Origin of the sequence: Luteimonas deserti (assembly GCF_013425765.1) — a bacterium.
In the GTDB taxonomy this organism is placed as follows: domain Bacteria; phylum Pseudomonadota; class Gammaproteobacteria; order Xanthomonadales; family Xanthomonadaceae; genus Luteimonas; species Luteimonas deserti.
Genome location: NZ_JACCJZ010000017.1, coordinates 421,072 through 446,639, shown reverse-complemented (window position 1 = coordinate 446,639; position 25,568 = coordinate 421,072). Strand labels below are relative to the sequence as shown.

The window sequence follows — 25,568 nt, the reverse complement described above, 5'->3', positions numbered from 1 at the left end:
ACCACCACCATCGCGGTTGGAGGCCCCCTCGCCCCCTGGCCCGAATGCGGGGGGTTGCCGCGCGTCAGGCCATTGTCGCACGCATGGCCGCGCCGGATATCCGCGGCGGAGGCGGAATCTCGCCTGCCGCCGGCTTGCGATCGCAATTCCGGCAGTCCAGCCTGGATGCCTCGATCAGCGGCGGCAGCTTCTCGGCGAGGAAATCGATGAAGACGCGCACGGCAGGCAACAGCCCACGCCGCGACGCGAAGACCGCATGCGCGATACCCTGCGGCAGATGCCAGTCCGGCAACACGACTTCCAGCTCGCCATTGCGCACCGCTTCGGCGCACAGCGTTTCGGGCAACATGGTGATGCCGAGGCCCTGCTTGGCGAGCGCCATCAGCATCGGGAAGTCGAAACCGGCGACGCGGGGCTTGAGTTCGACGCGTCGCGTCGTGCCATCGTTGGCCTGCAGGTCCCAGCGCTGCTTCACTTCGTCCTCGCCCATGCTCATCGTCGTGTGCTGGGCGAGCTCGTCCGGGTCCTTGGGTCGTCCCATGCGCTCGAGATAGCCGGGACTCGCCACCAGCAATTCCTGGATCTGCCCGAAGCTGCGCATCACCAGGCTGCCGTCGTCGTCGAGCTTCGAACGCACGCGCACCGCGACGTCGAAACCCTCGTTGATCACGTCGACGCGGCGATTGCTCACGTGCAATTGCACCCGGACCTGGGGATAGCGAGCGAGAAATTCGGGCAACAGTTGGGGAATCGACTGCTGGGCGATGCTCACCGGCACGCTGACCCGCACCAGACCGCGTGGCTCGGCGCTGAGGCGGTCGACGACCTCGCGCGCGGCGGTTGCCTCGGCGAGCATCGATTGCGCGTGGCGGAACACGCTCTGGCCGACATCGGTGACCGCGAACCGACGAGTCGACCGCTGCAGCAACCGAACGCCGAGCTCGGTCTCAAGCTGGCTGATGCGGCGGCTGAGTCGCGATTTGGGAATCCCGAGGGCGCGTTCGGCGGCCGCGAAACCGCCGTGTTCGACCACCATCGCGAAATAGTAGAGATCGTTGAGGTCCTGCATGGAACACTCACTGTCGGGACAATGGCCGCTATTCCAGCATGCCTATCCCACGAGTGCAACAAACCGCCAGGCGTGCGAGGCGGCGTCAGCCCACCCGGACCGCGCCTCCCATGTACGGGCGCAGCACGTCGGGGACATCGATGCTCCCGTCGGCATTCTGGTAGTTCTCCATGACAGCGATCAGGGCGCGGCCCACCGCGACACCCGAGCCGTTGAGGGTGTGCACGGGCTCCGGCTTGCCGGTCTCCGGATTGCGCCAGCGGGCCTGCATGCGCCGGGCCTGGAAATCGCCGCAATTGGAGCACGAGGAGATCTCGCGGTAGGTCTGCTGCGACGGCAGCCACACCTCCAGATCGTAGGTGCGTCGCGCTGCGAAGCCCATGTCGCCGGTGCATAGCAGCATGCGCCGGTACGGCAGCCCGAGACGTTCGAGCACGGTCTCCGCCGCGCGGGTCATGCGCTCATGCTCGGCATCGCTCTCCGCGGGCGCGGCGATGGTCACCAGCTCCACCTTCTCGAACTGGTGCTGGCGGATCATGCCGCGTGTGTCGCGCCCGTGGCTGCCTGCCTCGGACCGGAAACACAGCGAATGCGCGCTCATGCGCAGCGGCAGCTGCGCCGCCTCGACGATCGCATCGCGCACCGTGTTGGTCAGCGGCACTTCGGCGGTCGGAATGAGATAACGGGTTTCGTCGCCGAACGGCGTCGCGAACAGATCGTCCTCGAACTTCGGCAGTTGCCCGGTGCCGCGCATGGTCTCGGCATTGACGATCAGGGGGACGCTGGTTTCCTCGTAGCCGTGCTCGCCGGTGTGCAGGTCCAGCATGAACTGGGCGAGCGCGCGGTGCATACGGGCGAGCGGCCCGCGGAGCACGGTGAAGCGGGCACCGCTGAGCTTGGCCGCGGTCTCGGCGTCGAGCCAGCGATTGCGCTCGCCCAGCGCGACATGATCCAGAGGCGCGAAATCGAAGGCACGCGGCGTGCCCCACCGCGCCTGTTCGACATTGCCGCTCTCGTCCCGACCTTCCGGCACGCCGTCATCGGGAAGATTGGGCAGGGCCAGCAGGATGGTGTCGAGTTCATTGCGGATGTCGTCGAGTCGGGCCTCGCCGGCCTTGAGTGCGTCACCGAACCCCGCCACCTCGGCAAGCAGCCCGGTGACGTCCTCGCCCCGCGACTTCGCCTGGCCGATGGCCTTGCTCCGTGTATTGCGCTGGTTCTGCAGCTCCTGGGTGTGCATCTGGATCTGCTTGCGCTCCGCTTCCAGCGCTTCCAGCCGGGCCACCGGAAGCTCGATGCCACGCGTGCGCCGAAGCCGTTGAGCGGTGTCGGCGAGATGGTTGCGCAGGAGGCTGGGATCGAGCATGGCGGGCATCGCACGGCGTGGGAAACGGAGATTATCGCCCGGATCCGGCCGCAGGCGGCGTGGCGTCACATGCAAGAATGCCGCGTCGAACACCGGAGTTCCGCATGCCCGCCCTCGTTTCGCGCCTGCAACGCACCGCCCGCGCACTCGCGCCGGGACCGCGCGCCTGGTGGCTTATCGCGGGCGCGGGCGTGACGGGTGTGCTGCTGTGTCTTCTGCTGCTGAGCGGACGCCGCGCAGCCGCGCCCGAGGATTCGATGCAGCCACTCGCACGCACATCGGCCGGGGAAGGCGCGCCGCTGCCGACCCCGTTGCCTGCGGCCGACATGGAAGCCAATGGCATCGCCTTCCCACCCGCGCCACCCGCGCCACCGCCGCGTTCCCCTGCGCCTGCGCCGGCCCCGCGGAGCGCGCCTCCCCTGACCGACGCAGCGACGCCCGCAGCCGCCGGTGCTGACGCGCGTGCGCCCAGACCCGTATCGACGCCTGCGCCGGACTACCCGCGCGCCGCCCTGCGGCGTGGCGAATCAGGTGAAGTGCTGCTGCGGGTGCATGTCGGGGTGGATGGCCGGACGCGCGGTGTGGATGTCGTGCGCAGCAGTGGATCGGCGCGGCTCGACCGCGCCGCTGTGGCCGCCGTGCGGCGGTGGCGTTTCGAGCCTGCGATGCGGAACGGCTCGGCTGTGGAGGGCGAGGTGCAGGTGCCGGTGGAGTTTGCCCCCGCAGGGCCCTCCGGAGCGCCGTGACATGGTGTGAACGCGGACCGTGGGAGCGTCCCTGCACATTCCTGAATCGGAGACGGCAATGAACGACCCCCTGCAGCAGCGCCCCCACGACGTGCCGCCGACCGAGCCGCCGCCTCGCAAGGGATCGAGCCCGCTCATCTGGATCCTGATCCTGGTCGCCCTGGTCGCGCTGGGCTGGTACGTGCTCAACCAGCGCAGCGCGGAGTCACCGGCGACCGTGCCGCCGGCACCGGTCATCGGCGATGGGACAGCGCCGGTTGTCGAACCCGAGCCGACACGCCCGGCCGTCACGCCGACGACGCGGCCCACCGCGCCGGCAGATCGTGAGGCACGGCCCCTCACCCAGCAGCCTCCCGTCTACCCGCCCGCCGCGGTGCGCACCCGCGAAGAGGGCACGGTGACGCTGCTGGTGCAGGTGGATGCCGAGGGACGTCCGGGTGAGATCACGGTGGAAACCCGAAGCCGGTCGCGCGATCTGGACCGCGCCGCCATCGATGCCGTGCGCGGCTGGACCTTCGAGCCCGCGCTCCGCAATGGCGTCGCCGCGGCGAGCGCCGTGCGGGTGCCGGTGGACTTCAAGCTGGACGACGGATCGGGCACGCCTCCGCGCGCCCGGTGACCCTTCCTGCCGAGCCGGCCTAGGTCTCGGGTGGGCCGGCTCGCCGCGATTCACCGATCTGCAGACCGGCGTGGCGCGCCAGGTCGACGAAGCCGGGGAACGACGTCGCCACATTGGCCGTGTCTTCGATCGTGATGGCGCTGCTGCTGCGCTGGCCCGCGACCGCGAACGCCATCGCGATCCGGTGATCCCCATGACTGTCGACGGCGCCGCCACCGACCCCGGCCGGAGTGCCGCCGATGCAGGCCCCGTCCGGCGTTTCTTCGATCCGGCAGCCGATGGCCTTCAAACCGCCGGCCATCACCGCGATGCGGTCGGATTCCTTCACCCGGAGCTCCGCGGCCCCCCTGACCCGGGTGACGCCCTCCGCGCAGGCCGCCGCGACGAACAGCGCCGGGAACTCGTCGATCATGTCGGGCACGTGGGCCTCCGGCACATCGATGCCGCGCAACGGCGCATGGCGGACGCGCAGGTCGGCCACGGGCTCACCGCCCTCGTGCCCCGGCGCGGACTCCACGATGTCCGCCCCCATTCCCCGCAGCACGTGCAGCAGGCCGGTGCGTCGCGGGTTCATCCCGACGCGGCGCAACACCAGGTCCGAGCCCGGCACGATCGACGCGGCGACCAGGAAGAACGCGGCCGACGAGAAATCCGCCGGCACACGCACGTCGGTCGCGCGCAGCCGATGCCCGCCCCTGAGTCGCGCGATACCGGGCGAGTACTCGATCGGCCAACCGAACGCGGCGAGCATGCGCTCGGTGTAATCGCGCGTCGGGCGGGCTTCGTGCACCACGGTTTCGCCATCGGCGTAAAGCCCCGCCAGCAGCAGGCAGGACTTCACCTGTGCGCTGGCGAGCGCATTGTCGAACTCGATGCCGGTCAGCGGCGCGCCGCCGTGCACGCGCAATGGCGGCACGCCGCCCTCACCGGTGTCGATGCGCGCGCCCATCCTGGCCAGTGGTTCGGTGACGCGCCCCATCGGCCGTCTGGACAGCGACGCATCGCCGACCAGCATGCTGTCGAAGGCCTGGCCCGCGAGCAGGCCGGCGATCAGGCGCATGCCGGTGCCGGCGTTGCCGCAATCGAGCGGACCCTCGGCCGCGCGCAGGCCGTCGATGCCGACGCCGTGCACGATCCGGACGCCTGCGCCGGGTGCCTCGATGGCGACGCCGAGGCGACGGAAGATCGCCTCTGTCGCGCGCGCGTCCTCGCCTTCGAGGAAGCCGTCGATGCGCGAGGTGCCGTCTGCGAGTGCAGCCAGCATGATCGCGCGGTGCGAGACCGACTTGTCGCCGGGGACCCGGACTTCACCGCGCAGCGGCGCACCCGGCGCGGCGATCCAGGACGCCGCGCTCATGGCACGGCCACCGGATAGGAGCCGAGCACGCGGACCTCGCCGGCGAACGCGTCGATTTCGCCGAGTGCGTCCTTGAGCGGCGATTCGTCGACGTGCCCATTGACCTCGATGAAGAACGCGTACTGCCACAGTGCGCCGTGCGCCGGCCGCGACTCGATGCGGTTCATGCTGATGTCGCGACGCGCCAACGGCTCGAGAATGCGGTACAGGGCGCCCGGCTGGTCGCGGATGAAGACCATCAGCGAGGTGCGGTCGTTGCCCGACGGAGGGAATGCGCCGCGGCCGATGACGAGAAAGCGCGTGGTGTTGTCGCTGCGGTCCTCGATCGGCCCGGCGATGACTTTCATTCCGTAGACGTGGGCGGCAGTCTCGCCGGCGATGGCGGCGGCATCGTCGGACTTCTTGGCCCGGCGCACAGCCTCCGCATTGCTCACCACCGCATGCTTCTCGGCCGCGGGCAGGTTCTCGCGCAGCCACGCCTTGCATTGCGCGAGCGACAGACCGTGGGAATAGACCCGCTCGATGTCGCCGATCACCCCGGTGCGCGACAGCAGATACTGGTGGACGCGAAGCTCGACCTCGCCGCAGATCTTCAGCGGAGACGTCAGGAACATGTCGAGGGTCGACTGGATCGTCCCCTGTCCGGAATTCTCGACCGGCACCACCCCGAAATCGGCGTTTCCGGCGGCGACCTCGTCGAAGACCTCCTCGATGCTCGCCAGCGGCAGTCCCCCGGCCGAGTGGCCGAACTGCTTGTGCACGGCCTGCTGGGAGAACGTCCCTTCCGGTCCGAGATAGCCGATCTTCAGCGGCTCCTGCTGGGCGAGACATGCGGACATGATCTCGCGGAACAGCCGGACCAGCTCGCTGTCCGACAGGGGGCCGTCATTGCGGTCGACGACCCGGCGCAGCACCTGCGCTTCGCGTTCGGGACGGTAATAATCGACGGCCGCGGCGAGCTTGCCTTTGGCCTTGCCGACCTGGCGCGCGAACTGCGCGCGCTCGGCGATCAGCGTCTGGATCTGATGGTCGATACCGTCGATCTGCGCGCGCACCGCGTCGAGATCGGGTCTGCCGATGCCTGCGGTGCCGACGGCCTTCACCGCGTCCGCCTTCGCCTTCACGGGCTTCCGTTGCGGTGGGACCACCCGGGTCGTCTTCTTCGAATCAGCCATGGCGCTTCTGGAAGTCCTGCATGTACGCCACGAGGGCGCGGACGCCGTCGACCGGCATCGCGTTGTAGATCGAGGCACGCATGCCGCCGAGCACGCGATGCCCCTTGAGACCGATCAGCCCCGCCTCGCGCGCACCGTCGAGAAACACGGCGTTGTGCGCGTCCTCGGCGAGGAAGAACGGGATGTTCATGCGCGAGCGCACAGCGGGATCGACGTCGTTGCGGTAGAAGCCGCCCGAACCGTCGATCGCACCGTAGAGCAGCGCCGCCTTCTCGTCGCTGCGGCGGTCGAATTCCGGCGTTCCGCCTTCGTCGAGCATCCAGCGGAACACGAGGCCGGCCATGTACCAGTTCCAGGTCGGCGGCGTGTTGAGCATCGAGTCGTGGGCGAGCTGCGAGCCGTAATTGAAGATGTCGGCGCGCGGCTGGCCGGTGCGCTCGAGCAGCTCGCGGCGCACGATGACGACCGAGATGCCGACCGGGCCCAGATTCTTCTGCGCGCCGGCGTAGATCACGCCGTACCGGGTGATGTCGATCGGCTCGGAGGCGATGCTGGAGCTGAAGTCGGCGAAGAGCGGGACATCACCGGTTTCGGGTGCGGGCTCGCCCCAGGCCGGCCGGTATTCGACGCCGTGAATGGTCTCGTTGGCGGTGATGTGCACATAGGCCGCGCCGGGCGTGAGACGCCAGGTATCGCGTGCGGGAATGTTGCGGAACCCGTCGGGCTCGCCGCTCGCGGCGATATTGGCCGTGACCGCGGGCGTCAGCTGCCGGAGTGCGGTCTTGCCCCAATGGCCGGTCACCACGTAATCGACGGTGGCGCCAGGCGCCGCGAAGTTCAGCGGCAACAGGGCCTGCGCCGTCGTCGCGCCGCCGGGGAGGAACAGCACCGCATAGTCGGCCGGCACGCCCAGCAGCGTTCGCAGATCGGCTTCGGCGCGGGCCGCCACCTCCATGAACTCCGGCCCCCGATGGCTCATTTCGACGATCGACGCGCCGGCAGTCCCCCATTCCAGCATGTCGGCCTGCGCCTGTTTCAGCACGCTTTCAGGCAAGGCCGCCGGACCGGGTGCAAAGTTGTAGGCACGGGCCATTCGTCGACTCCACGGAATGCGTTCGGGCGGTCCAGTATGCCGCAGCGCAACAGCGTTGACCCGCATCCAATGGTTGCGCGGGCAACGTATCGTGGGCAGTTCCCAAGCAGGCGTGCCGCGCCGAGGAGTTCGTGATGTCGTTGCGCGATGCCCTGCGAATCCGCGAGTCCGAAGTCACCGATGAGACCGTCTATCGCGACCGGCGCCGGCTGCTCGCACTGATGGCGGCTGCGCCGGCCTTCGGCCTGGCGGGCTGCGCCGAAGCGGAGCCTCCGCCCTCGACGGCCCGGCTCACACCCGAGCAGGCGCGTAGCGGCTTCCGCACCGCGGAAGAACTCACGCGCTACGAGGACATCACCACGTACAACAATTTCTACGAATTCGGTACCGGCAAGAGTGATCCATCACGCGCCGCCAGGACGCTGCGCACGTCGCCGTGGACGGTGGAAGTCGGAGGCGAGTGCGCCAAGCCCGGCCGCGTGTCGTTCGAGGACCTGCTGCGCGGCGTCGTCAGCGAGGAGCGGATCTACCGACTGCGCTGCGTCGAGGGCTGGTCGATGGTGATTCCGTGGACCGGCGTGTCGTTGGCCTCGGTGCTGCGGAAGTTCGAGCCGAACTCCAAAGCCAAGTACGTCGCGTTCACCACGCTGGCCGACCGCGAACAGATGCCGGGGCTGCGCTTCCGCTCGATCAACTGGCCCTATCGGGAGGGCCTGCGCATCGACGAGGCCATGAACCCCCTCGCCTTCCTCGCCACCGGACTCTACGGCAAGCCCCTGCCGCAGCAGAACGGCGCGCCACTGCGTCTCGTGGTGCCGTGGAAGTACGGCTTCAAGAGCATCAAGTCGATCGTCGAGATCCGCTTCGTCGAGCGTATGCCGGCCACCGCCTGGAACCAGCTCCAGCCCTCGGAGTACGGGTTCTTCAGCAACGTCAATCCCGCGGTGGATCATCCGCGCTGGAGCCAGAAGACCGAACGGCGCATCGCCGGCACGGGCAACCGTCTGATCGCCAATCGCATCGACACCCGTCCGTTCAACGGTTACGCCGACCAGGTCGCTTCGCTGTATGCGGGCATGGACCTGCGCCGGTGGTATTGAACGCATCGCCTCCGGCGGCGCCCGGACGTCGCCCGGCGGCGCCGCCGACCGCGCCGGGGGTGATCGCCGCGAAAGTGGTGGTGCACGTCCTGGCGCTCGCGCCGCTGGTCTGGCTGGGGTGGCGCGTGTGGCAGGTCCTGGGGGGTGGGGACATCGATGCCCTGGGCGCCGATCCGATCGTGGCGATCGAACACGAGACGGGCATCGGCGCCCTGCGTTTGCTGCTCATCACACTTGCGGTCACCCCACTCCGGCAGCTCACCGGCGCCGTGGTGCTGCTGCGCTTCCGGCGCATGCTCGGCCTCTACGCATTCGCCTATGCCAGTGTGCACTTCACCGCGTGGCTGGCACTCGATCTGGTCGGTGACATCTCACAGGTCGCGATCGAGATCGCGCGCCGCCCCTTCATCACGGTGGGCTTCCTCGCCTGGCTGCTGCTGGTTCCACTGGCGATCACCTCAACCCGCGGCTGGATGCGCCGGCTGGGCCGGAACTGGGGCCGTCTGCACCGTCTGGTCTACCTGATCGCCGCGCTCGGGGTGCTGCACTTCTGGTGGATCGTCAAATCCGACTGGCGCGAGCCCGCCTTGTATGCGGCGCTGCTCGTAGGCCTGCTGGGATGGCGCGGCTGGCGAGCGCTGGCGCGTCGTCGCGTGTCGTCGCCCGGCCGCGGCGCAGCGCGCGACTAGCCGGCGTCGGGGTCTCGACGCCGTGACGGCGGCCCGTCAGGCCTGACCGAACAGAAGCAGCGCGCTCAACAAGGCCGCCAGCAGCAGTGCGGCCAACAGGAGCCACGGAAGCGGCAGTCCGGCCGTGGCGCGCTGTCGTCCGACGTCCAGCGCCGTTTCATCGGGCACGTCTCCGGCGCCCGGCAGGAGCAGCGCACGGGCCGGGGCCTCGACCACGAAGCGGTGGTGCGCATCGAAGACCAGCTGGTCCCCCGCGAGGAGGACGGCGTCGCGCACCTGCTCGCCGTTGACCTGGCTGCCGTCGGCCGATCCGAGATCGGTCAAGCGGATGGCGCCGCCCGCGCGCTCGATCATCGCGTGCCGTTCGGAGAAGCCGGGATCGTCGATCCGGATGTCGGCGTCGGGCAGCCGGCCCACGAGACGGGGACGCTCCAGCGTGAAGCAGCGGCCGTGATAGCGGCCACCGACACCACGCAGCACGGTGCGGATGTCCGGTTCGGAGGCGTCGAACGCATCGCGCGACGACTGGCCGGCCACGCGCGCCGCGATGCGCTCACCGGCAACGAGACGCAGCTCGTGCCCGTCCACGTACACCGCGTCACCGGTGCGGAGCAGGGCCATGCGACGCACGGAGCGACCGTTGACATGCACGCCGCGAATGCCCTCGCTGACCGTCAGCCACACGCCGCGATGATCCACGCAGAAGCGCACGCTCGGCTCGTCCCCATCCGCCACCGGCGCCAGCCCTCCACCCTCGGGATGCGGCGCAATGCCGTGCACGCCGATCTCGAGCGGCAGGTCGGGAGTGTCGGGCGTGGGAAAACGCAGCTTGGGCACGATCATGCGGCGGCAATCTAGCACGTGCCCATGCATGGCCGGCCGTCACTTGGTCGATGCGCTGCGGCATCGCAGAATGGGTCCCCGACTTCTTCCGGAACCGACCCATGGCCGGCATCGACATCTCCCATTCCCACGCCCTGCCGCCGCAGCGCGCGCGCGCCGCGCTCGACGACGTGGCGGCCAAGCTGGCCCAGCGTTTCGACATGCGCACCGCCTGGGACGGCGACCGTCTCACCTTCAGCCGCTCCGGCGTCGACGGCGCGATCGACATGCAGCCCGGCCTGCTGCACGTCACTGCCAAACTCGGCTTCCTCCTGGCCGCGATGCGTGGTCCGATCGAGGCCGAGATCCGCCGCGTGCTCGACGAAAAGTTCTCCTGATCCGGACGTCGCCACGCCTTCGACTGACGACCGCCGAGACGGCCGCGCCGCTGCCTCGTGTCCCGGCGGCGAACTGCCAACGCGACGATCCGCTCGCCAGGCGGCCTGACGACGCGGCGGTGATGCAGGCATCGCGTCCACACACCCGCGGGCGCGCAGCAGGGCCTCCCGCGACCCCGCTGTTGTGCAGGAATTCGCGCCCGCTCGGGTATCCTGCCGGGCCGACACGCCCAGATGTTCCCGAATGATGTCCCAATGGCTTGTCGCGATCGGGGTGGCGCTGGCCATCGGAACCGGCGCGACCCTGTACTTCCATACCATCCAGCGCCGCCGTGACGAAACCGCAGCCGGGATCGTCGCGCTGTCGGCGATCTCGTGGCGCGGCTTCATCGGCATGGTGTTGCAGGCGCTCCAGCAGCGCGGCTTCGTACACACGCTGGGCACCGGCGAAGCGATCGGCGACACCGATTACGTGCTCGAGCATGCGGATGGGCGCTGGCTGCTTTCGTGCAAGCACGGCGCGACCTTCGTACTCGGGCGCAATGCGGTGCAGGCCCTGTCGAGCGACATGCTGCTCAAGGGCGCGACCGGCGGCCTGCTGGTGACCCAGGGACGGATCGACGACGAGGCGCGTCGCCTGGCCGGGCGCCACCGCATCGAGCTGCTCGACGGCGAGGCCTTGTGGCCCGAACTCCGCGATCTGATGCCGGCCGGGGATCTCGCCGAGATCCACAGCCGGACCGGCACGCAGGCCCGCCGACGCATTCTGCTCGGCTGGTTGCTCGCGCTGCTCGCGGGTGTCGCCACCTACCTCGCCATGCCGGCGCCGCGGGACACCGCACCTCGCGTCACCCCGACGACGGCCGCACCCGCCACGCAGGCAGAGCCCGAGCACATCGCCGAGCCGCCCCGTCTGGCCGTGGAGACCCAGCGCGCCGATCTCGCCAGCGCGGTCGGCACCCTTCCCTGGGTGGACCGTGCGATCTGGGTGAGCGCTTCGACCCTGCAGGTGTTCGTGCCGCGGACGGATGACAAGGCAGCGGTCGACGGCATCTGCGCGCTCGTCCTGCGCCAGCCGGATCTCACCGCCTCGCGAATCCAGCTCACTCCGCCGCCGGGCAGCGCCCAGCAGACCCGGTTCCTGCAGTGCAGGAGCTTCTGACCGGCCCGGGTACACGCTGTCTGCGCCTGTCCGCAGCCGAGGGGTCGACTGCACGTGTTCACGGCGCTTGCCGCGCGATGGCTCCGTACGTAGAATGCGCATCCGATCTCGCCGGCCTGGCGAAGTATCCGGGCGGTTAGCTCAGCGGTAGAGCATTGCCTTCACACGGCAAGGGTCACAGGTTCGATCCCTGTACCGCCCACCAGATCACGTACGTTCCGACAGAACCCCGCCTCGGCGGGGTTTTTGCGTTGGGCCCGAACGGGTGGCCTGGTCCGCCTCGGCGCTCCTGGGACGACCCGCGCGTGTGACGCATGCGGGGGCCTGCACCGAAGCGTCGCGAGAAGCGCTTGCCCACCAGTGTCAATGGCATGCGTGCAGCGCGACACTGACCGCTCAACAAGTGCAGCCTGCGAACGCGCGCCCTGCAGACGCTTCACGTCTGCGCGCGCAGGTGCGGACCACGATGCAATTTGAACCGGAGGGGTCGCCGACGAGCTGGCGAGCTCGGGCCCACCCACTGAAGCGCGCGCTTGCGGACGGAGGCGTCCACGTTCCCCGACTTCAGGGGAGAGCCCCGCCGCCCGGGCTCGAGCAATGAAACAGGCTGCGAACCCGCGGCTCTTCCCGTTCTCGCCCCCATCCACCCTGGAGATACCGATGACCGATCCCAAAGCGAACCTCGTCGACTGGCTGCGCAATGCCCATGCGATGGAGCAGCAGGCCGAACAGATGCTCAAGGCCCAGGCGGGCCGGATCGAACACTATCCGGAGCTGCGCCAACGCATCGAACAGCATCTCGAGGAAACCCGTGGCCAGCAGGCGCTGCTCGAGCGCTGCTTCGAGCGCCTCGGCGAATCGCCCTCGGTCATGAAGGACATGATGGGCAAGGTCGCCGCATTCGGCCAGGCCATCGGCGGCGCGGCCAACTCCGACGAGGTGGTCAAGGGCGCCATCGCCAGTTACGTGTTCGAGTCGCTCGAGATCGCGAGCTACACATCGCTGATCGCGGCCGCCGAGGCTGTCGGCGATACCGAGACCGCGAACGTGGCCCGGCAGATCCTGCCGCAGGAAGAGGCGATGGCGCAGTGGCTTCTCGAGCATATTCCGTCGATCACCGTCCAGTTCATGCAGCGCGACGCCGCGGAGAACACCGAAGCGAAGAAGTGAGCGAGGCCGTCGGGGGGCCGCTGACGCGGTCCCTCGACGGTTTCCGTCTTCGGACGACCCACGACCGCGGACCATCCCTCTAGAATGCGCCGTCCCCGTTCGCCGGAGCCGGTGTGCTGCAATCCGATCGTCTTCCCGCCTGGCTGCACGACTGGCTGGACATCGTCGTCCCCACCGCCCAGATCCTCGGCATCCTGCTGGTGGCCTGGATGCTCGCGCTTGTCGCGCGGCGGCTCATCGAGCGGGTCGGGCACCGCTACACGCTTCCCCCGGAAGCCGCGGTCGGGGCCCGACGGGTCGCATCGTTCCTGATCTATGCAGGCGCGTTCCTGCTCGTACTCGAGCGCCTCGGCGTTTCCGGCACCGTGCTCTGGACCGCCTTCACCGGGTTTGCCGCGGTGGCGGCGGTTGCGTTTTTCGCCGCGTGGAGCGTGCTGTCGAACATCTTCTGCACGATGCTCATCCTCACTACGCGCCCGTTCCGTCTCTACGATCACGTCGAGCTGCTCGAAAGCGGCGAGAAGCCCGGCCTGCGCGGCAAGGTCGTGGACATCAATCTGGTCTACACCACCCTGCGCGAGACCGATGACGGCGAGGGCGCAGGCACGGTACTTCAGATTCCGAACAGCCTGTTCTTCCAGCGTGCGCTGCGCAGATGGCGCGGAGGCGCGCTGCCGCCCACGGGCGCTGCCTACGCACGAAAGGCCGATCCACTGGATGTCTGAGGCACCGCATGGCCGGTGTCCAGGCATCCCGACGCCCGGGCGGTTCGACCCTGCGCACGCGACTGCGGATTCGTGCCTGGAGTGGGATCCGCATATCGCGTTCGTGAAACGACGCGACCGCGGGGAGTCGTGACCACGCCGGTCCGAAGACGCGCGCGCACGCCCGGCAGCCAGCGCCGCCGGCACGCCGACATACCATTCAACGCAGTTGACTGTCCTTGCTGCCGCGCCGGTTGTAGCCGGCACTCGCCGCATCCTCGTCCTGCGCGGACTGGCAGTCGACGCACAGACGCACCCCCGGCACAGCCTTGCGTCTGGCCTCGGGAATCGGAGCCTCACACTCTTCGCAATGGCTCAGGCCAGGGCCGGTGCGCAGGCGGGTACGCGCGCGCCGGATCGCATCTTCGACCGTCGCATCGATCTGGTCCTGTACCGCACCGTCGCCAGCCCATCCGGTCGCCATGGCGGAATCCTCGTGGATCATCTGGAGTGGGGACGCTAGCAAGCCGGGCGTCGCCCGGGGATGAGCGTGGCCGCCCGGCATAATGGCGGATGGCCTCCGTGTCCCCCTCCCCTGCCCCCATCACGCCGCGTCTTGCGATCGTCGGCGGAGGCCCGGCCGGGCTCTACGTCGCCGAACGTGTCCGCGCCGCAGGCGTCGACGTGGATCTGTTCGACGCCAAGGGCTCGGTCGGCCGCAAGTTCCTGATCGCCGGCAAGGGCGGCCTCAACCTCACCCACTCCGAGCCGCGACCGGACTTCGACGCACGCTTCGGCGCGCGCCGGGATGCGATGGCGCGCTGGCTCGACACGTTCGATGCACAGGCCCTGCGTGACTGGGCCGCAGCGCGCGGCGTGCCGACCTTCGTCGGAAGCTCCGGGCGCGTCTTCCCGACCGACCTGAAGGCAGCACCGTTGCTGCGCGGCTGGGTCCGCGCGCTGCGCGATGCGGGCGTGCGCATCCACGTCCACCATCGCTGGACCGGCTGGGACGCCGACGGCCGCCTGCGCTTCGACACCCCGCAGGGCGAACGCCTTCACGGCACGGATGCCACGGTGCTGGCCCTCGGCGGTGCGAGCTGGCCGGAACTCGGCTCGGATGGCGCGTGGGTGCCGATCTTGCGCGCGCAGGGTGTGGAGGTCGCCGCGTTGCGGCCGGCGAACTGCGGCTTCGATATCGGATGGAGCGCGCATCTGGCGCAGCGCCATGCCGGCGCGGCGCTCAAGCCGGTCGTGCTGCACTGGCAGGCCCCGTCCGGCGCGGACCGCGCGCTGCAGGGGGAGTGCGTCCTGACCGCCACCGGCATCGAGGGCAGCGCGATCTACGCGGCGTCGGCGGACCTGCGCGACGTCATCGAGCGCGACGGACACGTCGACATCGCGCTCGACCTTGCGCCGGGCCGCGATCTCGCACGGCTGACCCTCGATCTGGCGCGCCCCCGTGGCCGACGAAGCATCGGTGAACACCTCCGCCGCGCGACCGGACTGGACGCGGCGAAGACCGCGCTGCTGTTCGAGGTGCTCGATCGCGATGCATTTGCCGATCCCCTACGCGTGGCGCCCGTGATCAAGCGCCTGCCCTTGCGGTTGCATGCGCCGCGTCCGATCGACGAAGCCATCAGCAGCGCAGGCGGCGTGCGCCTGGAAGCGGTGGATGAGGGCCTCATGGTGCGCACCCTGCCCGGGACCTTCGTGGCGGGGGAGATGCTGGACTGGGAGGCGCCGACCGGCGGCTACCTGCTCACGGGTTGCTTCGCGAGTGCACGGGCCGCCGCCGACGGCGCGCTGGCCTGGCTGGGCGAGCGCCCGGCCTGAGCGCGTTCATCCGCCGAGGCCACGTCCGGACACGAACTGCCGCGGTGTGCCGTCGTGCGGGTCGTCGAACGCCAGCGCCCGCGCGAGCAGCTGCAGCGGCGGCGCATCCGGTCGGGCGTCCTGGAGGGTCGGATACCAGGGGTCGTGCAGGATCGGTGCACCCAGGACGGCCATGTGCAGGCGCAGCTGATGCTTGCGGCCGGTCACCGGCGTCAGGGCGTAGCGCCAGGTCGCGCCCGCGCGTTCGATCACCTCGACCACGGTCTCGCTGTTCGCGGGTCCGTCCGCCTCGCGCATGCGGAAGAACGGCTCGCCGCGTTCGATCCTGCTGCAGCGGCGATGCGGAAAGTCGATTCCCGTCAACGCGGGCGCGAGAGCCTCGTACCGTTTGACGACGCGACGCTCCTGGAACAACGCGTGGTAAGCGGCGCGGGTGGCCGGATCCGCCGAGAACATCACCAGGCCGGCGGTCGCACGATCCAGACGGTGCAGCGGCACGAGGTGCGGCATCCCGAGTTCACGACGCAGCCGGGCCAGCAGCGTCTGGGTCACGAATCTTCCTGCCGGCATCACCGGCAGCCCGTGCGGCTTGTCAGCCACCACGAGCCGGGCGTCCGCGTAGACGATCCGGGCCTCGTCTTCGATCCGGGGCTCGTCGACGACCTCGCGGTAGTAGCCGATCTCGAGGCCCGCACGATGCGCGGCATGGCGGGCGAGCGGCGCGCCGGTCGCGTCGAGGACGCGTCCGCGGTCGAAACGGGACTGCCACACCGCGCGTGGTACGGCCGGGAACCGGGCGCACAGCGCGTCGAGCACCGTCGCCCACGGCCCCGGCGGAAGTTGCAGGCGACTCGCCGGCACCCCGTCGAGTTCGGGCAGCGGGACGCGGGTCACGTCGATGCAGCGGCAGACGTCATTGCGCCGGAAGACCCATTTCCTCGAGCAGCGCCGGCGCGGGATAGACCTTCGCCATCAGCCAGCGCATATAGCGCATGTCGACGTGGATGGCGCGCTTCATGCGGGGGTCGAACCACCAGCTGGCACTCACCGATTCCCAGTTGCTGTCGAAGTTCAGACCGACCAGCTCGCCGCGCGCGTTGAGTACGGGCGAGCCGGAATTGCCACCGGTGGTATCGAGATTGGTGAGGAAGTTCACAGGTTGCGTGCCCAGCGACGCTTCGGCGGTCCCGGCGAAATCGCCGCGGGCGATGGCGTCGAGCAGGGGTTGCGGCGCGTCGAAGGGGGCCGCTCCGGTGTGCTTCTCGACGATCCCGGCCACCGTGGTCACGGGGGCATAGGTCACCGCGTCGCGTGGCGACAGGGGCTCGACGCGTCCGTAGCTGATGCGCAGGGTCCCGTTCGCATCCGGATACACCGCTCTGCCCTGCCCCGCGCGCCACGCGAACAGGGCGCGCATGTAGGCCGGACGCAGGCGCAGCAGCTCGCCTTCGCGGGCCTTGCGCGCGCCCTCGACCTCGAGCTGCGCGGCCACCAGCGGACGGACCAGGGCCAGCAGTGGATCGTCCTCGAGCGCACGGCCGTCGCGGGCCTCGGCGAAGCGCGACAGGCGCGCCGCCTCGTCACCCAGTGCGCTGGCGGCGTACACCGCGTCGAGAGCCCGTGCCAGCGCGTCGGGCGTACGTCCGAACGCGGCATCGAAGGCCGGCAGACGCTGCGCGTCCGGCAGGCGCTGATAGCGTTCGAGCAACGTCCTCAGCACCGCTTGTTCGGCTGAGGGGGAAAAGCGGCGCTGGACCTGGCGCAACACGCCTTCGATGAGGGCGTGGTCACGCGTCTGGTAGCCGGTCTCGCGCTCGGCGTCGGGCTTGGCCGACTCGACACGCAGCCGCTCGAGCAGCAGCGCCGCGCGCATCAGCTGGGTCTGGCTGGCGACCAGCCCCAGCAGCAGGTCACGCTCCGCGACGGCGTCGCCCTCGGCGAGCACGGCGCGCAGGGCCTCGATCCCGCCCAGCTCGTCGGCCCGCGTCCGGGCGAGCATCGCCGTTTCGTCGTCGGAGCGCTGGCGCACCGCATCGCTGCGCAGCAACCCTTCGAGCTCGCCGGCCGCGCGCTTGCGGTTGTTCTTCAACGACTGCAGCTGGGATGCATAGCGGGTGCGCACGTCGGCGTCGTCGCGCCCCGCCGCTTCGACCGCGGCGATGAGCGCGTCGAACACGGCGACGCGCTGCGGCAGCGTGTGCGTCACCTGCCGCGCGAACTCCCCGGCCGTCCGGTGGCGGAACGTGATGCCCGGATAACCCGCGAGCATCGCGTAGTCGCCTGCATGCAGGCCGGTGGTGGCGACGCGCAGGTGCGCGGGCGGCGCGTAGGGCGCGTTGTCCGGGCTGAAGCCGGCGGGCCGGCCATCCGGAGCGACGTAGGCGCGCAGCAGGGTGAAGTCGCCGGTATGCCGCGGCCACATGAAGTTGTCGATCTCGTCGCCGTAGTTGCCGATGGCGCGCGGCGGCGCGTACACGAGGCGCACGTCGCGCAGCTCGAGCTGGCGGATGCGGTAGAAATCGGTGCCGTAATACATGTTGGCGACGCTGCAGCGCACGTCGCCGGACTGCTCGCACTCGGCGACGATGCGCTTGCTCGCCGTGTCCACCGCATCGAAGTAGGCCCGTCCGGTGCGGCCGCGCGCGCCCGCCAGCACGTCGTCGGTCACCCGGTCGAAGCCCACGGTCACCAGCACGCGGAAGTCGGGATTGGCGGCACGCTCGCCGGCGCGGCCGTCGGCGACGAAGCCCGCCTCGATGATGTCCTGCTCGGGGCGGCTGTTGTACTGGATCACGCCGTAGGCGACGTGGTGGTTGGTGAGCAGCAGCCCGTCTTGCGACACGAACGCCCCCGTGCCGCCGCCGACGCGCACGACGGCGCTCAGGGGCGGCCGGGTGACGTCCGCGAGCCGGCGTGCATCTCCACGGAAACCGGCGCTGCGCATCTCCGCAGCGATCTCGGCAAGCTGCCCGGGCATCCACATGCCTTCGTCGGCATGGGCCGTGGGCGCGATCAGGACGGCGGCGAGCGCGAAGAACAGGCGACGTGAGGGCATGACGGACGGCGCGAAGGACGGCCCGCGACCATAGCCACCCGCGCCCCGCGCGGCAAATGCCGCGCGGCGAGGCAGTTCCATGTGCGGTCTCGCCGCGAGGCACGCGGGCATGCCGGTTTCGCCGGTGAAGTGAACAGCGCGTCAAAGAAGCGCTGTCGTATGGTCACACGAGGATCATTCCGGCACTGCGAGCATGCGCGACATGTTCGATACGCCCGATCCACGTCAACCCCATTCCGAAGTCTTCCTCAGCGCCGCCACACCTCCGGCGCTGCGCCTGCGCGAAGAAGCCTGGGACCTCATCGTCTCCGATGGTCCGGTCATCGCCACGGCGATCCATGACGGCCACCTGCTGCGTCCATCGCTGCAGCCGCTGGTCGCCCTGGACGACACCGCGCGCTGGCGCGAGGAGGATCCGCTCACCAGCCTGCTCACCCAGGTGGGCGACGTGCGCCTGCGGGTGCGTCGCTCGCGTTTCGAGGTGGATCTCAACCGGCCGCGTGCGCAGGCGATCTACACCAGTCCGGAGGCCGCCTGGGGCCTCGAGGTCTGGCGTGCGCCCCTTGACGAGACCGAGCGCGAAGCTTCGCTCGCGCTCTACGACCGCTTCTACGCCATGACCGGCGAACTCATCGACCGGACCGTCGAACGCTGGGGCTGTGCACTGTTGATCGACATCCACAGCTACAACCACCGGCGCGACGGACCCGACGCACCGCCTGCAGCGGCCGCCGACAACCCGGACATCGAACTGGGCATCACCACGCTCGATCCCCGCCGCTGGGGCGACACCGCACGGCGGTTCGCCAACGTGCTGCGCCGGCATCCGGTGCGCAACGCGTTGCCGGACGTGCGCTGCAATGTGCGCTTCCCCACCGGCGGTCATTTTCCCGAATGGGTCTACGCGCACTGGGGCGAGCGCGTGTGCACGATCTCGCCCGAGTACAAGAAGATCTTCATGGACGAGTGGAGCGGACAGGTCGACATTCCGGCCCTGTACGCCTTGCGTGACGGACTGCAACATGCCGTCGACGCGGTCCGCCCGGAATTCCTGTCGTGAGCGAGACCGTGACCCGCGGCGCGCGGCCCCGCGCGCGTCCGCTGCCGCCGGTCGCGGCGCACGTTGACGGGGCACTCGCGCGGCTCGATGCCAAGCTGGACTGGCTCGTGGCCCTGTCGCCGCTGGAAGGCGACGCGCTGTGGCGTGCGTTCGAAGCGACCGGGCGCACCCGCGAGCCGGTCATGCGCTATTCCGACCTGGACGTGGACCTCGCCGGCTTGCGCCACGAGCTCGCAGCGCTCCCGGTCGCGGAGATCGCGCCGACCGCACTGCACGACCTGCTCGCCGAGAAGCAGCACGAACTCGGCCGCATGATCGATCTCGTCCAGCAGCGCGACCGGCCCGGCTTCGTCGACGCCAGCGTCGCGCTGTTCGGTGCGGTCGAGCCCGAGCTACTCGCACTCGCCGAAGCCATTCTCGCCGACGTTCCCGACAGCGACCCGCTGGTCGCCGATGCGGGCATCGACGATGTACGTGCGGCGGTCGACGCCGAGATCGACTGGTACCGGGCGCAGGCGCCGGACTTCCGGATCGACGTGGTCGTGGAGGACGAACTCAACTCGATGCTGATGGTCTCCCACGGCCGGTTCTACATCGACGGCAACATCCGCCTGCCGCGGGCGCGGATCGATCCGCTGATCCAGCACGAGATCGGCACGCACGTGGTGACCCGGCACAACGGGCGGCGCCAGGCCCTGCAACAGCTGGAGGTCGGTCTCGCCGGCTACGACCCCATGCAGGAGGGTCTCGGTGTGCTGTCGGAGTTCCTGGCGGGATTCCTGCCGGGCGAACGCCTGCGGGTGCTCGCCGCGCGTGTGGTCGCGGCCGCCATGGCTGCGGAGGGTGCGCAGTTGCCGGCGATCTTCAACTGCCTGCACCACACCCACCGGCTTCCCACCGACGATGCCTTCGACGTCGCGGTCCGTGCACGGCGCGGGGGCGGCCTGACCAAGGACGCGGTGTACCTGCGTGGTCTGCGCGATCTGTTGCGCTATCTCGAGGCCGGCGGAGAGTTCGATGCGCTGTTTCTCGGCAAGTTCGCCCTTACGCACCTCGAGCAGCTGGACACCCTGCTGGACGACGGCTGGATCGTGCCGCCGGACCTGCTGCCCCGGTACGCCGCCGCGGAAGACTTCGCCGAGCGCCTCGCCGACTGCCGGCGCACCCCGGTCGACCGGCTCTTCCAGACCCATTGCCCCAGGACCCATCCACAATGACCGCACCGCCCGCCCCCATGCGCCTCGGCTTCGTCGTCAACGACGTCGCCACCGAGCAGGACAACTACACCACCATCCGCCTCGCCCGGAAGGCCCGCGCACGTGGGCACGCCGTGGCGCTGATCGGGTTGGCCGACTTCACCTATGACGCCTGCGGAACGGTGCGGGCCTGTGCGCGGATGCCGCATGCGGACGAGTACGCCGACGATGCCGCGCTGCTCGCCGAGATCCAGGGCCCGGATGCCACGATCGAACGCATCTCGGTCGACGAGCTCGACGTGCTCATGCTGCGCAGCGATCCCGCCGACGAGATGGTCGAGCGCCCCTGGGCGCCGTCGAGCGGACTCCTCTTCTCGCAGCTGGTGGCGCTGCGCCAGGCCCTGGTGCTCAACGATCCCGCCCACCTGACCGACGCTTCCAACAAGACCTACTTCCAGCATTTCCCCGAGGAGGTGCGTCCCGTCACCTGCATCAGCCGGGACGCCGCCGAGATCAAGGCCTTCATCAACGCGCGCGAAGGCTACGGCGTGATCAAACCCCTGCAGGGTTCGGGCGGCCAGGGGGTCTTCGTGGTTACGCCCGAGAGCGGCGGCAACCTCAACCAGATGATCGATGCCGTGACCCGCGACGGATACGCGATCGCGCAGGAATACCTGCCGCGGGCCAAGGATGGCGACCTGCGCCTGCTGATGCTCAACGGGCGGCCGCTGGAGGTCGACGGCACCTACGCCTGCATCCGCCGTTACAACGACAGCGGCGATGCGCGGAGCAACATCAGCGCCGGCGGCAAATACGAGATGGCGGTGCCGGACGCGGATGCCCTGCGCCTGGCCGAGCTGGTGGCACCCAAGCTCATCCGGGACGGCATGTATTTCGTCGGCCTGGACATCGTCGGCGACAAGCTCATGGAAGTGAACGTCGACACCCCGGGCGGTATCAACATGGTCGAGGAGCTGACCGGCCTCGATTTCAGCGGGCGGATTCTCGACGATCTCGAGCGCAAGCTGCGCCTGCGCACACACTACGGTCGTACCCTCTCCAACGCCGAGCTGGCGATGCTCTGAGGTGGCGGGTCTGGCGGCGCGGCGATTTGCGCTGCGCCGCCAGGGCCCTCAGTCGGGCGACGGGCCCGCCGGCACCGGCGCATCGGTGCGACGCGAGATGCGGACCGGGATGGATTTCGCCGCCGGCACATGGCTGTCGATCGCATGGTGGGCAACCGGCATCAACGGATTGCATTCGGGATAGTAAGCGGCAATGCAGCCGCGCGGAATCAGATACGGGACCACCCGCAGGCCGCCGACCAGGCGCTCGACACCATCGTCGGCATCGCACACCAGCGCGATCTGCTCGCCATCGGTCAGGCCGGCCTCGGCGATATCGTCCTCGTGCATCAGCACGACGCGCCGCGTGCCCTCGATCCCGCGGAAGCGGTCCCGATACCCGTACACGGTGGTGTTGAACTGGTCGTTGCTGCGGATCGTCAGCAGCCGGTAGCGCCCCTCCGCATCCTCGAAGCCCGTCGCCGAGAGCCGTGCCGGCGCGTGGAACTGGGCCTTGCCGCTGGGCGTCTCCCAGCGGCGCTCGCGCGCCGCGACAGGACGCGGGAATCCGCCCGGTGTATGCAGCCTGGCATTGAAGTCGCGGAACTGGTCGGGATAGGTCTCTTCGATCGCGTCCCGGACGAGCCCGTAATCGTCCACCCAGGCCTGCCAGGGCACACGGGCGTCGTCCGGCCAGAGCGCCTGGGCGATTCCGGCGACGATGGCCGGCTCCGAGCGGAGGTGGTCGCTGGCTGGCGCACTGGTTCCGAACGAGGCGTGGATGCAGGTGGTGCTGTCCTCGATGGTCACGCACTGGTCGCCGCTGCGCTGGTTGTCCTTTTCCAGCCGGCCGAGGCAAGGCAGCAGCAGCGCGGTCCGGCCGCAGACGAGATGGCTGCGGTTGAGCTTGGTGGCGACCTGCACCGTCAGTGCCAGGTCGCGCCATGCCGCTTCCAGGCGGACGGTTTCCGGCGCTGCACGCAGGAAGTTGCCGCCGAGGCCGACGAATGCGCGCACCGAACCGTCGAGCACGCCTTCGACCGTGCCCACCGTGTCCACGCCCTTCTCGCGCGGCGCACTGAACCCGTACTGCGCTTCGAGCCGGTCCAGCGGCACCAGCTCGGGTTTTTCGGAAATGCCCACCGTGCGCTGGCCCTGCACGTTGGAGTGGCCCCGCACCGGACAGATGCCCGCGCCGGGGCGTCCCACGTTCCCCAGCATCAGTGCGAGGTTGCAGAGCATCCGCACGTTGTCGACACCGTGCCGGTGCTGGGTCAGGCCCATTCCGTACACCAGGATGCTGGCTTTCGCTGCCGCGTACACCGCCGCGACGCCTTCCATGTCGGCCCGCGACAGGCCGGATTCGCGCTCGATCTCGCTCCATTCGAAATTGCGCACCGACTGCTCGAAGACGTCGAAGCCCTCGGTATGGTCCTCGATGAAGCCCACGTCGAGCACGCGCTCGCGCGCCGGGTCGGAGCGGGCGGCATCGTCCAGTGCGAACAGCGCCTTGGCGATGCCGTGCATCACCGCGAGATCCCCGCCGGCACGCACCGGAAAATACGCATTGCTGATCCGCGTCGACGCGCCGGTGGCCATCGCCAGCGGTTCCTGCGGATTGGTGAAGCGCTCCCATCCGCGTTCGTAGAGGGGATTGAAGGTGATGATCTGCGCACCCCGGCGCGCGGCCTCCTGCAGGGGATGCAGCATGCGCGGGCTGTTGACGCCCACGTTCTGCCCGAACGAAAGGATGCAATCGCAGTGATCGAAGTCCTCCAGCAGCACGGTGCCCACCGGAACGCCGATGCTGCGCGGCAGTCCGACGGACGTGCTCTCGTGGCACATGTTCGAGCTGTCGGGCAGGTTGTTGTTGCCGTAGAGCCGGGCCAGCAGTGCGTACATGTACGAGGTTTCCAGCGACGCGCGACCCGAGGCGTAGAACACGACGCGCTCGGGCGCGTCGGACAGGGCGCCGAGCTCACGCGCGATCGTTGCGAAGGCCTCGTCCCACGAGATCGGCACATAGCGGTCGAGCGCGGCATCGTGGCGCATCGGCTCGGTCAGCCGTCCCTGCGCTTCGAGATCATGGTCCGGCCATGCGCGCAGCTCCTCGAGCGTGTGCGCCGCGAAGAACCCCGCGTCGGCCGTGCCCTCCTCGAGTTCCCACATGGTCGCCTTGGCGCCGTTCTCGCAGAACTCGAAACGGTGCGGCTCGGCCGGCTTGGCCCAGGAACAACTCACGCACGCGAATCCGTCCACCTTGTTCTGCCGGTGCAACTGCACCACGCCCTCGGCGGTCGGGACGTCCTCACCGGTCGCGTGACGCAGCACCGACTGCATCGAACCCCACCCGCCTGCCGGCCCGTCGTACTGCTTGATCCGGGTGCCCGTCATCGAAGTCCTCCGCGCGAAGTAGCCCCATACGCTAGAAGACGAACCCGCATGGACACGTGAACACTGACCCAACCCTCGGCGCGCGCAGTGCACCCAGGCACGCGCACCACCGTGTACCGCGTCATGCTCTGCGCATGTGGACTGCCCTGCCCGTACGCTGCCCATGGTGCGACGAGCGCTTCGAAGCGCTGGTCGATCCGGGCGAGGCTTCGACCGAATACGTCGAGGACTGCCCGGTGTGCTGCCGGCCGATCAGCATGCAGCTCGATGTCGAAGGCGCGGAGGCGCGCCTGCGCGGCACGCGCGAGGACTGACCTCCCCGTCCGGGTCACTCGATCCGCGGCGCGAGATTCCAGAACGTCCGCACCAGCGGTTCGGCGCGGTCCCACTCCACGGCGGGATCCCGTCGCAGACGGTTCCACCCTTCCCGCAGTCGTGGCTCGCTCTGCTCCCACGAGACATCGCCCAGGTATTCCCGCGACATCTGCCCGTACACCCGGCAAAGCTCGATATCGTTCGCGTTCATGCGTCCCTCCATGGGATGGGCACGTGCCACCGGAATGCCACGCGCGGACTCGATGGACCTGCGACCGAGCTGATCACGGTGGCCTCACGCGGGCACGCCGTCTGTGCGTTAACGCACGCCCGATGGCGGACCGTATGCGCGGTCCCGCACATACGACACCGCATTCAGCCGCGAGAATCCAGGATTGTCCCGGGTGCGTAACCGAACGCCGACGCATGAAGAAGAAAGCCCCTTGGGCTCCCAACAACGGACTTCTGCAGGATCTGCCCGAGGAGATCTGCGATCGACTCGGCGGTGAACTCCAGTTGGTCGAGCTGCCGGCCGGCAAGGTCCTGCACGAGTCCGGTGCGCCGCAGTCGCAGATGTTCTTCCCCCGCGAGGGGATCGTCTCGCTGATGTATGCCCTGGAGAGCGGCGACACCAGCGAGATCGCCATGGTCGGCAACGAGGGCGTGGTCGGGATCGGCCTGATCGCCGGGGCGCGCAGTGTGCCGGTCCGTGCCGTGGTGCAGGTCGGCGGCGAAGCCCTGGCACTGCGTGCGGAGAGTGCCGTGCGCGAATTCCAGCGTGGCGGCGCCTTCCAGGCGATCCTCCTGCGCTACATGCAGGCACTCTTCATGCAGACCGCGATGACCGGCGTGTGCAATCGCCATCACACCGTGGACCGGCAGTTGTCGCGGTGGCTGCTCCTGGTCAACGACCGCATCGGTTCGGCCGAGATCAAGATGACCCAGGAGCAGATCGCGCATCTGCTGGGCGTGCGCCGCGAGGGCATCACCGAGGCCGCGCGCCGGCTGCAGGACGACGGCTGTATCCGCTACAGCCGTGGCCTGATCCAGGTGCTGGATCGTGACTGTCTGTTGACGCGCGCCTGCGAGTGCTATGTCGGGGTGCGCGCCGAATACGACCGGCTGTTGCTTCCCGGCCAGGGCTGAGACGGCCGGCCGGTCGGGACGTGTGCGCCGCT

General features: G+C 69.4%; 25 protein-coding genes and 1 tRNA gene. 15 read left to right on the top strand and 11 right to left on the bottom strand.

Annotation, left to right across the window (positions count from 1 at the left end):
- Window positions 1–64 precede the first annotated feature (64 nt).
- A complete protein-coding gene (locus tag H0E82_RS11180) occupies window positions 65–1,069 on the bottom strand; it encodes a LysR family transcriptional regulator (RefSeq protein WP_180545522.1) in 1,005 nt (334 codons plus the stop codon).
- Between the two features lie 85 nt (window positions 1,070–1,154).
- Entirely contained in the window at window positions 1,155–2,435 is a 1,281-nt protein-coding gene (serS, locus tag H0E82_RS11175) for a serine--tRNA ligase (protein ID WP_180545521.1), read from the bottom strand.
- A gap of 104 nt (window positions 2,436–2,539) precedes the next feature.
- Here serS and H0E82_RS11170 point away from each other — a divergent pair, with 104 nt between their 5' ends.
- Window positions 2,540–3,181 carry an energy transducer TonB gene (locus H0E82_RS11170; RefSeq protein ID WP_180545520.1) on the top strand — a complete coding sequence of 214 codons (642 nt, stop codon included), beginning with the start codon at window positions 2,540–2,542 and terminating at the stop codon, window positions 3,179–3,181.
- 58 nt (window positions 3,182–3,239) lie between these two features.
- Window positions 3,240–3,800: a TonB family protein gene (locus H0E82_RS11165; protein ID WP_180545519.1), complete on the top strand. Its 561-nt coding sequence runs from the start codon at window positions 3,240–3,242 to the stop codon at window positions 3,798–3,800.
- A gap of 19 nt (window positions 3,801–3,819) precedes the next feature.
- Here H0E82_RS11165 and aroA read toward each other — a convergent pair whose 3' ends face one another.
- Genes aroA through serC form a run of 3 tightly spaced genes read right to left on the bottom strand, consistent with a single transcriptional unit; the run spans window position 3,820 to window position 7,425 of the window.
- Window positions 3,820–5,157, bottom strand: a complete 1,338-nt coding sequence (aroA, locus tag H0E82_RS11160; protein ID WP_180545518.1) for a 3-phosphoshikimate 1-carboxyvinyltransferase — start codon at window positions 5,155–5,157, stop codon at window positions 3,820–3,822.
- Window positions 5,154–6,332, bottom strand: coding sequence for a prephenate dehydratase (pheA, locus tag H0E82_RS11155; protein WP_180545517.1), 1,179 nt, complete (start codon window positions 6,330–6,332; stop codon window positions 5,154–5,156). The genes aroA and pheA overlap by 4 nt, the downstream gene beginning before the upstream one ends.
- The gene (gene serC / locus H0E82_RS11150) at window positions 6,325–7,425 is read right to left on the bottom strand and encodes a 3-phosphoserine/phosphohydroxythreonine transaminase (RefSeq protein WP_180545516.1); all 1,101 of its coding nucleotides are present in this window, start codon (window positions 7,423–7,425) and stop codon (window positions 6,325–6,327) included. The genes pheA and serC overlap by 8 nt, the downstream gene beginning before the upstream one ends.
- A gap of 134 nt (window positions 7,426–7,559) precedes the next feature.
- On the opposite strand from serC, the gene msrP reads away from it, so the two are divergent.
- On the top strand, window positions 7,560–8,525 hold the full coding sequence (msrP, locus tag H0E82_RS11145) for a protein-methionine-sulfoxide reductase catalytic subunit MsrP (RefSeq protein ID WP_180545515.1): 966 nt from the start codon (window positions 7,560–7,562) through the stop codon (window positions 8,523–8,525).
- Window positions 8,526–8,584: 59 nt separating this feature from the next.
- A complete protein-coding gene (locus H0E82_RS11140; protein WP_180545592.1) occupies window positions 8,585–9,214 on the top strand; it encodes a protein-methionine-sulfoxide reductase heme-binding subunit MsrQ in 630 nt (209 codons plus the stop codon).
- Window positions 9,215–9,250: 36 nt separating this feature from the next.
- Here H0E82_RS11140 and H0E82_RS11135 read toward each other — a convergent pair whose 3' ends face one another.
- Entirely contained in the window at window positions 9,251–10,057 is an 807-nt protein-coding gene (locus H0E82_RS11135) for an FHA domain-containing protein (RefSeq protein WP_180545514.1), read from the bottom strand.
- Between the two features lie 101 nt (window positions 10,058–10,158).
- On the opposite strand from H0E82_RS11135, the gene H0E82_RS11130 reads away from it, so the two are divergent.
- From H0E82_RS11130 to H0E82_RS11110, 5 genes are all read left to right on the top strand, one after another.
- Window positions 10,159–10,434, top strand: a complete 276-nt coding sequence (locus H0E82_RS11130) for a polyhydroxyalkanoic acid system family protein (protein WP_180545513.1) — start codon at window positions 10,159–10,161, stop codon at window positions 10,432–10,434.
- A gap of 247 nt (window positions 10,435–10,681) precedes the next feature.
- Window positions 10,682–11,596, top strand: a complete 915-nt coding sequence (locus H0E82_RS11125) for a restriction endonuclease (protein WP_180545512.1) — start codon at window positions 10,682–10,684, stop codon at window positions 11,594–11,596.
- A 130-nt stretch (window positions 11,597–11,726) separates the two neighbouring features.
- A tRNA-Val gene (locus H0E82_RS11120) sits at window positions 11,727–11,801 on the top strand.
- A gap of 455 nt (window positions 11,802–12,256) precedes the next feature.
- Complete coding sequence (locus H0E82_RS11115) at window positions 12,257–12,766, top strand: ferritin-like domain-containing protein (RefSeq protein WP_180545511.1); 510 nt, start codon at window positions 12,257–12,259, stop codon at window positions 12,764–12,766.
- Between the two features lie 113 nt (window positions 12,767–12,879).
- Complete coding sequence (locus H0E82_RS11110; RefSeq protein WP_328797013.1) at window positions 12,880–13,491, top strand: mechanosensitive ion channel family protein; 612 nt, start codon at window positions 12,880–12,882, stop codon at window positions 13,489–13,491.
- A gap of 199 nt (window positions 13,492–13,690) precedes the next feature.
- On the opposite strand, the gene H0E82_RS11105 is transcribed toward H0E82_RS11110, so the two are convergent.
- A complete protein-coding gene (locus H0E82_RS11105; RefSeq protein ID WP_180545590.1) occupies window positions 13,691–13,954 on the bottom strand; it encodes a DksA/TraR family C4-type zinc finger protein in 264 nt (87 codons plus the stop codon).
- Between the two features lie 98 nt (window positions 13,955–14,052).
- Between H0E82_RS11105 and H0E82_RS11100 the strand changes: the two genes are divergently transcribed.
- Window positions 14,053–15,306 carry a TIGR03862 family flavoprotein gene (locus tag H0E82_RS11100; protein ID WP_328797012.1) on the top strand — a complete coding sequence of 418 codons (1,254 nt, stop codon included), beginning with the start codon at window positions 14,053–14,055 and terminating at the stop codon, window positions 15,304–15,306.
- Between the two features lie 6 nt (window positions 15,307–15,312).
- Here the strand turns inward: H0E82_RS11100 and H0E82_RS11095 are convergent, their stop codons facing one another.
- Both H0E82_RS11095 and H0E82_RS11090 read right to left on the bottom strand, forming a co-directional pair.
- Window positions 15,313–16,200 (bottom strand): pseudouridine synthase, encoded by an 888-nt coding sequence (locus tag H0E82_RS11095; RefSeq protein WP_180545509.1) that lies wholly within the window; start codon window positions 16,198–16,200, stop codon window positions 15,313–15,315.
- Window positions 16,201–16,219: 19 nt separating this feature from the next.
- The gene (locus H0E82_RS11090) at window positions 16,220–18,361 is read right to left on the bottom strand and encodes a S46 family peptidase (RefSeq protein WP_180545508.1); all 2,142 of its coding nucleotides are present in this window, start codon (window positions 18,359–18,361) and stop codon (window positions 16,220–16,222) included.
- Window positions 18,362–18,554: 193 nt separating this feature from the next.
- Between H0E82_RS11090 and H0E82_RS11085 the strand changes: the two genes are divergently transcribed.
- The 3 genes from H0E82_RS11085 to H0E82_RS11075 are packed head-to-tail and all read left to right on the top strand — an operon-like array spanning window position 18,555 to window position 21,702.
- Window positions 18,555–19,421 (top strand): N-formylglutamate amidohydrolase, encoded by an 867-nt coding sequence (locus H0E82_RS11085; RefSeq protein ID WP_180545507.1) that lies wholly within the window; start codon window positions 18,555–18,557, stop codon window positions 19,419–19,421.
- A complete protein-coding gene (locus H0E82_RS11080) occupies window positions 19,418–20,638 on the top strand; it encodes a tyrosine/phenylalanine carboxypeptidase domain-containing protein (protein ID WP_180545506.1) in 1,221 nt (406 codons plus the stop codon). Before H0E82_RS11085 ends, H0E82_RS11080 begins: the two co-directional genes overlap by 4 nt.
- A complete protein-coding gene (locus H0E82_RS11075; RefSeq protein WP_219338506.1) occupies window positions 20,635–21,702 on the top strand; it encodes an ATP-grasp domain-containing protein in 1,068 nt (355 codons plus the stop codon). Before H0E82_RS11080 ends, H0E82_RS11075 begins: the two co-directional genes overlap by 4 nt.
- A gap of 48 nt (window positions 21,703–21,750) precedes the next feature.
- Here H0E82_RS11075 and H0E82_RS11070 read toward each other — a convergent pair whose 3' ends face one another.
- Window positions 21,751–24,075 (bottom strand): FdhF/YdeP family oxidoreductase, encoded by a 2,325-nt coding sequence (locus H0E82_RS11070; RefSeq protein ID WP_180545505.1) that lies wholly within the window; start codon window positions 24,073–24,075, stop codon window positions 21,751–21,753.
- A gap of 134 nt (window positions 24,076–24,209) precedes the next feature.
- On the opposite strand from H0E82_RS11070, the gene H0E82_RS11065 reads away from it, so the two are divergent.
- Window positions 24,210–24,389, top strand: a complete 180-nt coding sequence (locus tag H0E82_RS11065; protein ID WP_180545504.1) for a CPXCG motif-containing cysteine-rich protein — start codon at window positions 24,210–24,212, stop codon at window positions 24,387–24,389.
- Between the two features lie 14 nt (window positions 24,390–24,403).
- On the opposite strand, the gene H0E82_RS11060 is transcribed toward H0E82_RS11065, so the two are convergent.
- Window positions 24,404–24,601: a hypothetical protein gene (locus tag H0E82_RS11060; RefSeq protein ID WP_180545503.1), complete on the bottom strand. Its 198-nt coding sequence runs from the start codon at window positions 24,599–24,601 to the stop codon at window positions 24,404–24,406.
- A 215-nt stretch (window positions 24,602–24,816) separates the two neighbouring features.
- Here H0E82_RS11060 and H0E82_RS11055 point away from each other — a divergent pair, with 215 nt between their 5' ends.
- Window positions 24,817–25,536, top strand: coding sequence for a Crp/Fnr family transcriptional regulator (locus H0E82_RS11055; RefSeq protein WP_180545502.1), 720 nt, complete (start codon window positions 24,817–24,819; stop codon window positions 25,534–25,536).
- Window positions 25,537–25,568 lie beyond the last annotated feature (32 nt).